General features: G+C 72.7%; 11 protein-coding genes. 9 read left to right on the top strand and 2 right to left on the bottom strand.

The genetic code is table 11. From position 1 onward, the window contains the following. Window positions 1-85: 85 nt before the first annotated feature. From VT52_RS06315 to VT52_RS06300, 4 genes are all read left to right on the top strand, one after another. A complete protein-coding gene (locus tag VT52_RS06315; RefSeq protein WP_046423842.1) occupies window positions 86-1,072 on the top strand; it encodes an ABC transporter ATP-binding protein in 987 nt (328 codons plus the stop codon). Beyond that, window positions 1,069-2,424: an ABC transporter permease gene (locus VT52_RS06310; protein WP_046423839.1), complete on the top strand. Its 1,356-nt coding sequence runs from the start codon at window positions 1,069-1,071 to the stop codon at window positions 2,422-2,424. Before VT52_RS06315 ends, VT52_RS06310 begins: the two co-directional genes overlap by 4 nt. Window positions 2,425-2,427: 3 nt before the next feature. Next, the gene (locus VT52_RS06305) at window positions 2,428-5,184 is read left to right on the top strand and encodes a bifunctional YncE family protein/alkaline phosphatase family protein (RefSeq protein ID WP_046423837.1); all 2,757 of its coding nucleotides are present in this window, start codon (window positions 2,428-2,430) and stop codon (window positions 5,182-5,184) included. A 104-nt stretch (window positions 5,185-5,288) separates the two neighbouring features. Next, window positions 5,289-6,266, top strand: a complete 978-nt coding sequence (locus VT52_RS06300; protein WP_046423835.1) for a GNAT family N-acetyltransferase — start codon at window positions 5,289-5,291, stop codon at window positions 6,264-6,266. A gap of 237 nt (window positions 6,267-6,503) precedes the next feature. Here the strand turns inward: VT52_RS06300 and VT52_RS06295 are convergent, their stop codons facing one another. After that, entirely contained in the window at window positions 6,504-6,929 is a 426-nt protein-coding gene (locus VT52_RS06295; protein WP_046423834.1) for a hypothetical protein, read from the bottom strand. A gap of 114 nt (window positions 6,930-7,043) precedes the next feature. Here VT52_RS06295 and VT52_RS06290 point away from each other — a divergent pair, with 114 nt between their 5' ends. The 5 genes from VT52_RS06290 (at window position 7,044) to VT52_RS06270 (ending at window position 12,179) form a co-directional block, all read left to right on the top strand. Beyond that, on the top strand, window positions 7,044-7,787 hold the full coding sequence (locus VT52_RS06290; protein ID WP_046423831.1) for an HAD family hydrolase: 744 nt from the start codon (window positions 7,044-7,046) through the stop codon (window positions 7,785-7,787). Continuing rightward, on the top strand, window positions 7,784-10,171 hold the full coding sequence (locus tag VT52_RS06285; RefSeq protein ID WP_046423829.1) for a glycoside hydrolase family 65 protein: 2,388 nt from the start codon (window positions 7,784-7,786) through the stop codon (window positions 10,169-10,171). The genes VT52_RS06290 and VT52_RS06285 overlap by 4 nt, the downstream gene beginning before the upstream one ends. A 174-nt stretch (window positions 10,172-10,345) precedes the next feature. Beyond that, complete coding sequence (locus VT52_RS06280) at window positions 10,346-11,086, top strand: LamG domain-containing protein (protein WP_046423856.1); 741 nt, start codon at window positions 10,346-10,348, stop codon at window positions 11,084-11,086. A gap of 38 nt (window positions 11,087-11,124) precedes the next feature. Continuing rightward, a complete protein-coding gene (locus tag VT52_RS06275) occupies window positions 11,125-11,883 on the top strand; it encodes a PIG-L deacetylase family protein (RefSeq protein ID WP_046423827.1) in 759 nt (252 codons plus the stop codon). Window positions 11,884-11,963: 80 nt separating this feature from the next. Next, a complete protein-coding gene (locus tag VT52_RS06270; RefSeq protein ID WP_046423824.1) occupies window positions 11,964-12,179 on the top strand; it encodes a hypothetical protein in 216 nt (71 codons plus the stop codon). Between the two features lie 108 nt (window positions 12,180-12,287). Here VT52_RS06270 and VT52_RS06265 read toward each other — a convergent pair whose 3' ends face one another. Beyond that, the gene (locus VT52_RS06265; RefSeq protein WP_046423822.1) at window positions 12,288-12,830 is read right to left on the bottom strand and encodes a putative immunity protein; all 543 of its coding nucleotides are present in this window, start codon (window positions 12,828-12,830) and stop codon (window positions 12,288-12,290) included. Window positions 12,831-12,860: the final 30 nt, after the last annotated feature.

Genomic DNA, 12,860 nt, shown 5'->3' with positions numbered 1-12,860 from the left:
CTCGTTCCCGGAACGTTCAACTCACCTCCCTGCCAGGGTTCTTCGGCACACGCCTACGGTCCTTGCGGTCTTGGAGGAGGAGTTCATGGACGCAAGTCTCGCGGTGCTGGCGCGCGGGATCACGAAGTGCTTCGGTGATGTGGTCGCGCTCGACGGTGTCGACCTGGACGTGACCCGGGGCCGGATCCACGGCCTGGTCGGGCCGAACGGGGCCGGGAAGACGACCTTGCTCGGCCTGCTGCTGGGACTCGCCGCGGCCGACGGGGGCACTCTGGAGATCCTCGGCGTCCCGGTCGGGCGCGCCCTTTCGGCCGTTGAGGGAGTGGCCGGATTTGTCGACGGACCCGGCCTGTACCCGTCGTTGACCGCGCGGCAGAACCTGGCCGCGCTGCTCTCGCTGCGCGGGCGCGACGCGACCACGGCGGGGGTCGGGGAGGTGCTCGCCGAGGTCGGTCTGCGCGATGTCGCCGACGACCGGGTGCGCGGATTCTCGCTCGGTATGCGGCAGCGGCTCGGACTCGCCGCCGCCCTGCTCACCCGGCCCCGGCTGCTCGTCCTGGACGAGCCCTCCAACGGCCTCGACCCCTCGGGCAAGCGGCATGTGCACCGCGTCCTGAAGCGCCTGGCGGCGGACGGCACGGGCGTGGTGCTGTCCAGCCACCGGATGGACGACGTCGAGGCGCTGTGCTCCGAGGTCACCATCCTCACCACCGGACGGGTCGTCTTCTCCGGCCCGATCGCCGAACTTTCCTCCCAGAAACGCGAGTTGGAGTACCGGTTGATCACCTCCGACCCCGGGGCCGCGCGGCGGCTGGCGGCCGGGGCGGACGGCGTCCGGGTCGTCGAGGACGGTGGGACGCGATACGGCGACGAGGTGCTGGTCGTACGGGCGTCGGTACCCGCGCTCGATCGACTCGTCTCCCGGGTGGTGCGGTCGGACATCGCGATACGCGAACTGGCTCCCGTGGTGCCCCCGTTGGAGGCGGCCTTCCTCGCGCTCACCGAACAGCAGGAACAGCAGGAACAGCAGGAGCGGACGGAACAGCTGGAACAGCTGGAGGCAGGCCGATGACCGCGACCCTGGCGGCGCGGCGCCCCGCTCCCGCCCGTCCGGTCTCCGTGCCGCGCGCCTACCGCTTCGAGCTGGTCAAGCTGGTGGCGCAGTGGCGGATCCGGCTGCTGGTGCTCGCCTGCTGGATCGTGCCGGCGCTGTTCGTCGCGGGGGTGAGTGCCCAGAGCACCCTGCCCTCCGACACCCTGTTCGGGCGTTGGATGCACGCCACCGGCTGGGCCGGGCCGCTGGTGGTGCTCGGTTTCGCGGGCACCTGGGCGCTGCCGCTGCTGACATCGCTGGTCGCCGGTGACGTGTTCGCCGCCGAGGACCGGCTGGGCACCTGGCGCCATCTGCTCGTCGCCGTCCGCTCGGCCCGCCGGATCTTCGTCGCCAAGACCCTGGCGAGCCTGACCGTCATCCTGCTGCTCGTGGCCGGGCTGGCCGTCTCCGGCGCGGTCGGTGGCCTGCTGACGGTCGGCGACCAGCCGCTGGTCGGCCTCGACGGCCATCTGCTCGCGCCCTCGGACGCCGCCCTCAAGACCCTGCTCGCCTGGGTCGCCGTCCTCGCGCCGACGCTCGCGCTCGCCGGGATCGGACTGCTCGGCTCCGTGACGCTGGGCCGCTCCCCCATGGGCCTGCTGCTGCCCGCCGTCGTGGCGCTCGCGATGCAGCTCGCCCAGATGCTGCCACTGCCCCTCGTGGTGCGCCTCGCGCTGCCCGGCTACGCCTTCATCGCCTGGAACGGCCTGTTCACCAGCCCCGGGCAGGTCGGCCCGTTGCTCATCGGCGTCGCGGTGAGCCTCGCCTGGGCCCTCACCGCGACCGCGCTGGCCTACGCGCTGTTCCTGCGGCGCGACTTCACCGACCTGGGCTACGACGGCTCGGGCCGCCGCGCGGTGACCGCGGGGCTGCTGCCGCTCGTGGGGCTCCTCGCCGTGTCGGCCGCCGTGATCGCACCGGTGACCGGGGGATCGGGCTCCGGCATCGAGCAGGAAAAGGTACAGCGCTCGCTCGCCACCGCCTTCGCCCATCTGTACCGGATGCAGACGCGGCAGCTCCACCGGCCGGCCGTCACCGAGGCGCGGTTGCGGGCCACGGCGGCGTGCGACAAGGGCAGTGACAGGATCGCCGCCCGGGGGCCGGGCAACGACTGGCGCTGTGTCGTGTCCTGGCATCTGCCCGGCGTCGAGGCCACGGGTACGGCCGTCTACCAGCTCGACGTCGCTTCGGACGGGCGGTTCGTCGCCGACGGCGACGGCCCGAAGGAAGTGAACGGCTACTTCCTGGTGCGCACCCCCGAGGGGGACGCGCCGAACCCGCTGTGGCAGTTCGACGGCAACGTCGAGCTGCTCCCCACGTCGAAGGGATGAACCATGCAGGTAACACGCCGCCGCAGGCGTGTCCGGAAGGAACGCCGGGGCTTTGTGTCCAGACGCTTCGGCCGCCGGATACCACTGATGGCCGCCGGGGCCTCCGCGCTCGCGCTCGTCGCCGCCGGTGCCGCCTTCGCCCAGACCCACCAGTTCGGCACCCAGCAGGTGGGACAGACCACCCACCGGGGCCAGGTCGTCTCCAGCGACCAGTACCTCGCGCCGTACGGCAAGCACCTGGTCCTGGACAACGGCAAGATCATGTCGTCCACGGTCAGCCCGGACGGCACCCACCTCGCCGCCTCCCTCGCCGACGGCGGCAGCGCGCTGGCCGTCGTGGACCTGGACGGCTGGAAGGTGCAGCAGGTCGTCGGCAGCTCCGCCTCGTCCAGCCCCCGCATCAAGGGGAACGACGTCGGCCAGGAGGGCCCCGCCTACTCCCCCGACGGCAAGCAGCTGTGGCTCGGCCAGACCAACGGCTACACGCGCTTCACCGTGAACGCCGACGGCACGGTCGCCGATCCGGCCTACATCGGCATCCCGGCGCAGGGTACCCGGCACGCGCTGGTGGGCGCCGCGGTGTTCTCGGCCGACGGCTCCACCGTGTACTCGGCGGTCAACGGCCAGAACCGGGTGGTCGCCATCGACACGGCGACCGGGAGCATCGAGCAGAGCTGGCCCGTCGGCAACGCCCCGCGCGACCTGGTGCAGGTCGGCGACAAACTGTACGTGAGCAACGAGGGCGGGCGGCCGGCGAGGGCCGGCGACACCACCATCAACTCGTACGGCACCCAGGTGCCGGCCGACCCGAAGACCGGCGCCACCACCACCGGCACGGTCAGCGTCATCGACCTGGCGCACCCGGCCGACGCCGCGAGCAGCATCGACGTCGGACTGCACCCGACCGCCATGTACGCGAAGAAGGGCGCGCTGTTCGTCACCGACACGGCGACCAACGACGTGTCGGTCATCGACACGTCCGACGACAAGGTCGTCCAGACGATCTCCACCCAGCCGTGGCCGGAGGCGTCGGTGGGCTACGAGCCCGACGCGGTGACCCTCACCGACGACGGGCATCTGCTGGTGACGCTCGGCCGGGCCGACGCGGTCGCGGTCTACCGCTACAAAAGCCCGCTGGAGCCGGTGAGTTACATCGGTCTGCTGCCGACGGACTACTTCCCCTCGGAGATCGCCGGCGTCGGCAAGCAGGTGGTGGTCTCCAACACCCGCGGTATCGACGCGCTGCGTCCCACCACCAGCGCCGGGCACGGCACCCACGACACCACGTCGAGCGTGCAGCGCTTCACGCTGCCCGACGACAGCGTGATCCGGGCCCAAACGTACAAGGTGTTCCGGCAGAACGGCTGGACCCCCGGGTCGGTGAGGTTCGCCAAGGGCGGGAACCGGGCCAGGCCGGTGCCGGTCCCGGCCCGCCTCGGCGACCCGTCGACGATCAAGCACGTCTTCCTGATCGTCAAGGAGAACCGCACCTACGACCAGGTGCTCGGCGACATGCCCGAGGGCAACGGCGATCCGTCGCTGACGGAGTTCGGCGAGAACGTCACGCCCAATCAGCACGCGATGGCCTCGCAGTTCGGCCTGTACGACAACCTGTACGACATCGGCACCAACTCCGCCGAGGGCCACAACTGGCTGATGCAGGCGGACAATCCGGAGTACACCGAGTCCTCCGCCGGTGAGTACGCGCGCAGTTACGACACCGAGGACGACGCCCTCGGCCACCAGCGGTCCGGGTTCCTGTGGACGGGTGCGCAGGCGGCGGGCAAGTCGGTGCGGGACTTCGGCGAGTTCCAGCAGTTCCTGACGAAGCCGCCGGGCTCCAGCTGGCAGAACCTGTACTGCGACGCCAAGAACATGGAGGCGACGGGGCAGGGCTCCGCCTACACCCTGAACTCGTCCTCGCCGATCCCGTCGCTCAACGACGTGTCGGTGCACGGCTTCGCGAAGTTCGACACCAGCGTGCCGGACGTCTACCGGTACCAGATCTGGAAGCAGGACTTCGAGAAGAACGGTCCGGCGGACCTGAACATGTTCTGGCTCTCCAGCGACCACACCGGTGGTCCGGCGAGCGCCGCCGCGCAGGTCGCCGACAACGACCTCGCCACCGGCAGGATCGTGGACCAGATCTCGCACAGCAAGTACTGGAAGGACTCGGCGATCTTCGTCGTCGAGGACGACTCCCAGGCGGGTCTCGACCACGTCGACGGCCACCGTGCCCCGATCCAGATCATCAGCCCCTGGTCGCAGCACGGCGGGGTCGACAGCCACTACTACACGCAGATCACGGTGATCCGCACCATCGAGCAGATCCTCGGGATCCACCCGATGAACCAGAAGGACAGCGCGGCCACGCCGATGACCAGGGCGTTCACCGGTCATCCGGACTACACGCCGTTCACGGCGCTGCCCAACCGGACGTCGCTGACCGACGGCCTGAGCACCCCGCCGTCCTGCGGTGTGGACACCCCGGCGCCGCAGGACCCGAAGGCCGCCGCGGTGCCGGCCTCGAAGGTGCCGGCGGCCGAGAAGCCGCTCGCGGCGCAGTGGGACAGGTGGAAGTCCGAGCAGCGGCTGACCGGGCCGAACGCGGTGCCCGACTACGCCAACCCGGCCCAGATGAACCACTACACGTGGTACCAGACCCACAACTGGGCCAAGCCGTACCCGGGTGAGAAGAAGCTGTACGCGCCAAACGACGTCCCGGGCGCGTACCTCCCGTCGTCGGAGAACGACGGCTGACGCACCCCGACCGTTCGGGCGTCAAAGGGCCCCTGACCGGCGTCACCGCCGGCCGGGGGCCTTCCCCCTGTTTCCGGTGGGGTGTGCCGGTGCAGGGTTCACCCATGGCTGATCCTTCCGCTGGAACATGGCCGGCCGGCTATCGAGTCCGCCCCGCCACCACCACCGACACCGACGCGGTGCACCGCCTGGTCGGCGCGGGCGAGTGCGCGCTGCACGGCCGGGTCACGACCGGCGCGGACCGCATCGCGGCCGACCTCGGCGGGGCCCAGGGCGAGCCGGCGTGTGACACGGTGCTGGTCACGGACCGTGCCGGGGACCCGGCGGCATGGGGATGGGTGCGGGGGCGGCGAGCCACCGTCCATGTGCACCCCGGGCACCGGGGGCGGGGGCTCGGCGCCGCCCTGCTCGCCTGGACCGAGGCGCGGGCCCGCGAACTGGGCGGCGACCGACTGGCCCAGACGATCTCCGACAGTGATCTCGCCGCCACCGCGCTGCTGCGCTCCGGCGGGTACGTCAGGATGGTCACCGAGTGGCTGCTGGAGATGCCGATGCCGCACGAACCGGTGGTGCCGGAGCCGCCTTCGGGGATCACGGTGCGGGCGTTCCGCGCGGGCGACGAGGAGGCCGCCTACCGGCTCACCGAGGACGCGTTCGACGAGTGGCAGCAGCGCCGGAAGCCGTACGCCGAGTGGGCGCGGCACACGGTCGGCCGGGCGACGTTCGCGCCGGCGGCGTCACCGCTCGCCTTCGTGGACGGCCGGCTGGTCGGTGCGGTACTGGCCCTGGATCCGGGGACCGACGGAGAGGTGGACGCCGGGGTGGCCGCGGCTCCCGCGCCGGGGGCCCCGGACGGTGGCGAGGGGTACGTCGAGCGGGTCGCGGTCCGCCGTGATCAGCGCAACCGGGGTATCGCGCGGCTGCTGCTGCAAGAGGCGTTCCGCGCCTTCTACCGCCAGGGGAAGCGGAGTTGCGTCCTGTGGACGCATTCGGACACGGGGGCGCTGCCGCTGTACGAGCGGATCGGGATGACGGTGCGGCGCAGTTCCACGGTGTACGGAAAGGCCCTCGTCGCGCGGTAGCCGGCCGGGGGCTTCCGGTTTCCCGCCGTCCGCGGCCGCGTCAGGGACACGTCAGCAGCCCGTCAGGGGCCGCTGCCATCCTCTTCTTGTGAACGGAACGGGGCACCATCCCGGACCGGGAACAAGGAGAGGTGCCCGGAGTGGCTTATCGGGGACCAGCGAGCTCGCCTCAAGGTCGGATCCCCAAGGGGTCCACGCAGGTTCAAATCCTGCCCTCTCCGCCGGTACGGTCCGCGTTCAGTCCTCCGCCGCCGGTGGCGACCAGGGGCGCTCCGGGGCCGGCGGCCCCTGCCACGCGTCGCGGAGCGACTCCTTGAGAGTCTTCGGCGGGACCTCCTCCTCCTCGTGCACATGCATGAGCCGGGCGGTGCTCACCCGTATGTGGCACTGATGTCCGCGCAGCCCGACGAGGACCACCCAGGAACCGTCCTGGGCGAGAAAGGCGTGCCGTGCGGGCCGGTCCCCCGGTCTGGCGTACCGGGTCAGGGTGGTCGGCATGTAGTGCAGCGCCGCGTCCTCGGCCACGGCGGCGATCCTCCCCTCGTCCCCCGTGACGCGGTGCGCGGCCGCCAGCTTCCAGTGGTGCAGCCTGAACTCGACGGCCTGCACACGCCTGGTCTTCCGTATGTCTTCCTCGATGAGGACGTACCAGTCAGCAGTCATGATCCGCGCATCCTGTCACGCGCCCCGGCGCACGCCTCCACCGAGCGGGTGCCTTCCGGCGCGCCGGACCGCCGTCCCCACGCGTCGGTCACCGGTGGCTCCTAGTCTCGGAGCATGCCCCGGCTTCCCGCACACGTACGCGCCTGTCTGTTCGATCTCGACGGGGTGCTCACCCAGACCGCCAAGGTGCACGCGGCGGCCTGGAAGGAGATGTTCGACGCCTATCTGCGAGAACGCGCGCGGCGGGAGGGAACGGAGTTCGTGCCCTTCGACCCGGTGCGGGACTACGACGAGTACGTGGACGGGCGGCCCAGGGCGGACGGGGTGCGGACGTTCCTCGCGGCGCGCGGGGTGCGGTTGCCCGAGGGTTCTCCCGAGGATCCGCCGGACGCCGAGACGGTGCGGGCGCTGGGCGCCCGCAAGAACGAGCTGGTGCTGCGCCGGATCCGGGAGGACGGCGTGGAGCCGTACGAGGGTTCGGTCCGCTTTCTGCACGAGGTCCGCGCGGCCGGTCTGGCCTGCGCGGTGGTGTCGTCCAGCGCGAACGCCCGGGACGTGCTGGCCGCGGCCGGTATCGCGGACCTGTTCGACGAACGGGTCGACGGGGTGGTGACCCGCGAGCGGCGGTTGCGCGGCAAGCCCGCTCCGGACACCTATCTGGAGGCGGCACGGGAACTGTCCGTGGAGCCCGGCGCGGCGGCCGTGTTCGAGGACGCGCTGGCCGGCGTCGAGGCCGGGCGGGCGGGACGGTTCGGGCTGGTCGTGGGGGTGGACCGGGTGGGGCAGGCCGAGCAGCTCCGGACGCACGGCGCCGACGTCGTCGTACGCGACCTGGCGGAACTCCTGGAGTCGCCGTGATCACACATCCCAGCTACACCGTCGAGCCGTGGTCCCTGCGCGAGACCGATCTGAACCTCGATGTGCTCGCGCAGAGCGAATCGGTGTTCGCGCTGTCCAACGGGCATGTCGGCTGGCGCGGCAACCTGGACGAGGGCGAGCCGCACGGGCTGCCCGGCGCCTATCTCAACGGGGTCTACGAGCGGCATCCCCTGCCGTACGCGGAGGCCGGCTACGGCTATCCCGAGTCCGGCCAGACGGCGATCAACGTCACCGACGGCAAGGTCATCCGGCTGCTGGTGGACGACCACCCGTACGATCTGCGCTACGGCCGACTGCTGTCCCACGAGCGGGTACTGGACTTCCGGACCGGTGTGCTCAGCCGCACCGCCCGCTGGACCTCGCCCGGCGGCCGCACGGTCCGCATCACCTCGCGGCGGCTGGTGTCCTTCACCCAGCGCGCGGTGGCCGCCGTCGTCTACGAGGTGGAGCCGGAGGACGGCCCGGCCTCGGTCGCCATCCAGTCCGAACTGGTCGCCAATGAGCAACTCCCGCACGTGGAGGGCGATCCCCGGGTCGCCGCCGCGACCGAGTCGCCGCTGACGCCGGAGGAGCACTACGCCGAGGAGACCCGGCTGCGCCTGGTGCACCGCACCGACCGCAGCGGGCTGCGGGTGGGCGCGGCGGCCGACCACACCGTGGAAGGACCCGACAACACCCGCTGGTCGGCGCAGTGCGAGCCGGATGTCAGCCGGCTGACGGTGACCGCGGACCTCACGCCCGGACAGCCGCTGCGGCTGGTCAAGTTCGTGGCCTACGGCTGGTCCGGCGAGCGTTCGCTGCCGAGCATGCACGACCAGGTGGACGGCGCGGTGGCGGTCGCCGTCAGCACCGGCTGGGACGGTCTGGTCGCCGAGCAGCGGGCCTATCTGGACGCGTTCTGGGCGGGCGCGGACGTCGAGGTGGAGGGCGACGCGCAGATCCAGCAGGCGGTGCGGTTCGCGCTCTTCCATGTGCTCCAGGCGGCGGCGCGCGGGGAGAACCGGGCGATCCCCGCGAAGGGGCTGACCGGGACCGGGTACGACGGGCACTCCTTCTGGGACAGCGAGTCGTACGTGATGCCGGTGCTGACGTTCACCGCGCCCGAGACCGTGGCGTCGGCCCTGCGCTGGCGGCACAGCACCCTGCCCGCGGCCCGCGAACGCGCCCGCCAGCTGGGGCTGGAGGGAGCGGTGTTCCCGTGGCGGACCATCGACGGCGCCGAGTGCTCCGCCTACTGGCCTGCCGGGACCGCCGCGTTCCACATCAACGCCGACATCGCGCTGGCCACGGTCCGGTACATCGCGGCGACCGGTGACGAGGAGTTCGAGCGCGCGGAGGGCTTCGACATCCTGGTGGACACCGCCCGGCTGTGGCGCTCCGTCGGCCACCACGACCCGGAGGGCGTCTTCCACATCGACGGGGTCACCGGGCCCGACGAGTACAGCGCCATCGCCCGGGACAACCTCTACACCAACCTGATGGCCCGGCAGAACCTGCTGGCGGCGGCCGACGTCGCCATCCGCCACCCGGACCGGGCCGACGAACTCGGCGTGGACGACGAGGAGGCCGCGACCTGGCGGGACGCGGCGGCCCGGATGGCGATCCCGTACAACGAGGCCCTGGGCGTGCACGAACAGTCCGCCGGCTACACGCACTTCCAGCGCTGGGACTTCGAGGGCACCCCTCCCGAGAACTATCCGCTCCTGCTCAACTACCCCTATTTCGACCTGTACCGCAAGCAGGTGGTGAAGCAGGCCGACGTGGTGCTGGCGATGCTGGAGTGCCCGTACGCGTTCACCGAGGAGGACAAGGCGCGCAACTTCGCCTACTACGAGGCGCTGACGGTGCGCGACTCCTCCCTGTCGGCGTGCTGCCAGGCGGTGCTCGCCGCCGATACCGGGCACCTGAGGCTGGCGTACGCCTATCTCGCCGAAGCCGCCCTGATGGACCTGGACGATCTGGAGCACAACACCCGTGACGGGCTGCACATCGCCTCCCTCGCCGGGACGTGGATCGCCGTCGTCGGCGGTTTCGGGGGCCTGCGCTGGCACCTCGGCGAGGACGAGCGGCCCGATGTGCTCGGCTTCGCGCCGCGGCTGCCCGAGGCGCTGTCCCGGGTGGTGTTCACGGTGCAGGTGCGCGGGCGCCGGCTGAAGGTGGACATCGGCCCCCAGCGGGTGCGCTACCGGCTGGTGGAGGGCGACCCCGTGACGGTCCTGCACCACGGCGATCCGGTCACCCTGGCCGTCGACGCTCCGCAGGACCGCCCGGTCCCGCCCTCGCCGGTGCGGCCGGAGCCGCAGCAGCCCCGGGGGCGGCGCCCGGAGGGACTGGCCGAGCTGGACGAGGTGGCCGGCCAGTAGCCGCACGGACGGTCCGGGTCCGCCGGCACCACGTCCGTCACGCGGCCCACCAGGGGGCCGGTGTCCGCGGCGGGCACACCGGCCGCTCACCCGGATGGGTGTATCCGGCCAGGAGTCGTGGTCCGGGCGCATGACCGGCCCGCGGGCGGTGAGACATCGGTCATGGAGATGAACATGGACGAACCGCCGCGGGGCGACCCGCTGTCCGGCGCCCCGCGTTTCCCGGCCGCGACCGACGTGGTGTTCACGGCGGACTTCACCTCCACGGCCCAGTGGGTCGCGGGCCGTTCGCGGGCGTTCCCGGGCGGCGGCCCGGCCCATCCGGACGAGGACCGGCTGGACCGGCTGGCGGCCGATCCGGGCCACTGCCGTTCGGGGGTCTTCCGGGCCACCCGCCGGGCGGACGGCCGCTGGGACACCGGGCTGCTGACGACGGAGGGCAGCCGGGAGGGGTTCACCGTGCGGCCGGGCGATGTGCTGGAGGCACGGGTGCGGCTGCCCCGGGAGACCGGCGCCTGGCCGGCGATCAGGACCTGGCGGGACGGCGGCCAGGGGGTGGACGTGTTCGAGTACCACGTGGACAACCCCGACCATCTGGAGTTCACCAACCGTGTACGCAGCGCCAGTTGCTACCTCCACGACGAGGCGGTCCGCCCCGGCGCCTGGGTGGCTCTGCGGACCGAGTTCGGGCCGCGCTGTGTGATCTGGTCGCTGAACGGCGCCTCGGTCTTCGCGGACCACCGGGGCGTGGGGCAGGCCTGGCGGGCCCATCTCATCGTCGGCCTCTCGGTGTGCGCCGGGCGCTACCACCCGCAGCCGGAGCCGGGGACGGACGAGATGTCGTTCGAGGTGAGCGACCTGACCGTGAGCCGTCCGTATGGTGGCGGACGGACGGCGTACGCGCGACCGTTGTGAGCCGTCCTCCAGGTCCCCGTGCCGAAGGCGGTCCGCCCGTGTCCTTGCCGAGTCTGCTCGCGGTGTTCGCCCACCCGGACGACGAGTCCCTGTCGGCGGGCGGGGTGCTGGCCCGGCACGCGGCCGCGGGCGCCCGTACCGGGGTCGTCACGTCGACATGGGCCGCGGGCACCGGGCGAGCCGGGGAACTGGCCGAGGCGTTGCGCATCCTCGGCGCCGGGGAGCCCCGGTTGCTGGGGTACGCCGACGCGCGGGTGCCGGGGTCGGCGCCGGGCCGCGCGCGGCTGTGCGACGCGCCGCTGGACGAGGCGGTACGGCGGCTGGTGGCGCACATCCGCGCGTTCCGCCCGGAGATCGTCGTCACGCACGACGCGTACGGCGGGGTGACGGGGCACCCGGATCATGTGCACACCCACCGGGTGACGGTGCTCGCCGCCCAGGCCGCCGGGCTGGCGGGGTTCCATCCGGACGCCGGCCCGTCCTGGCAGCCGCGCGCCCTGTACCTGGCGACCCATCCGCACTCGGCCGTGCCGGCGCTGCGGGAGGTGGTCGGGGAGCGCAAGACGGCGTACAGCGTGCCGGACGAGCAGGTCACGGCGACGGTCGACGCCGGCCCCTGGCTGGAGCGGAAGATCGCCGCCGTGCTGGCGCACCGCTCCGAGGTGGAGCGCGGGGCCGTACCGGGTCTGATCGCCCGTCTCACGGCGTCCGAGCGGAAGCGGCTGATGGGCACGGAGTGGTTCATCCGGCACGAGCTCGCCACCTCGGCGCCGGCGCGCACGGAGCTGACCGCCTGACCGGCCGCCGAGAGGCGGGCGCCCGGACCATTGGCCATGCTGGGCTGAGACCGGCAGTTCTGCGCGACAAGGAGCACGGCATGCCGACGGACGCGATCGGACGATTCATGGCGGCTCTGGACCCCGGGCAGCGGGAGGCCATCGGCGCGAAGCCACGCGCCGAACAGGAGCAGCTGGCCGCGGCCTGGGAGCGGGAACTGGAGTCCGACGACGAACTCGACACCCTGGACGAACTGTCCCCGCCGGCGGCCGAGGCCGAGGCGGCACGCCGAGTGCTGCACCGCGAGGCGGGCTGAGCGGCGGGACGCGCCCTGTCGGGCCGGGTGACCGGCTCCGGGCCCGCCCCGGGACGCCCGCCCGCGCCGGGCCGCGAGGCCGGCGCGGTGCTCGCCGCCGGGCCCCGCTCAGGCGCGCAGCGCGGCGTCCAGGCCGCGCAGGTACTCGCCCACGCGGCCGCCCCCGGCGGGAGCCGCGGGCAGGCGGCCGAGGACGGTGCCGACGGCGGCCGGGGCGTGTTCGTGCGCCCAGGCGAGGGCGTCGGCCGCGACGGCCGGGTCCTCGGCCGCCGCCAGTTCCATCGCGCGGGCGGCGTGGGCCGCCGCGCCGAGGATGTGTCTGACCTGATAGGCGTCGGCGAGGGGGTGGAGGAAGGCGGCGCCCGCCGCGTGGCTCGCCGCGCGGGCGGCGTCGGCGGCGGCCGGTGAGGCGGGCTCGCGTGCCGCGCGGAACGCCGCGAAGCCGCTCAGCCGCAGCGCCTGGGTGCGGCGGCCGCCGCCCGCGAAGGCGCGGGCCCCCTCGACGGCCTCGCGGGGCCGCGTGTCGTCGGGAAGGCTCTGTTCGAACAGGTGCAGGACCCGGTCGGCGCAGTCGGCCGCGTAGCCCGTGATCTCCCGCAGTTCACCCTCGGTCAGTTCTATCCGGTCCGCTTTGCTCGAGTTGGTCGGCACCGCCCCATCCTGCCGCAGCCCGGCCCGGCG

Source organism: Streptomyces malaysiense (assembly GCF_000980885.2).
Taxonomy (GTDB): Bacteria; Actinomycetota; Actinomycetes; order Streptomycetales; family Streptomycetaceae; genus Streptomyces; species Streptomyces malaysiense.
Note: the sequence above shows the minus strand (reverse complement) of the source record. Positions and strands in the feature narration are given on the sequence as shown.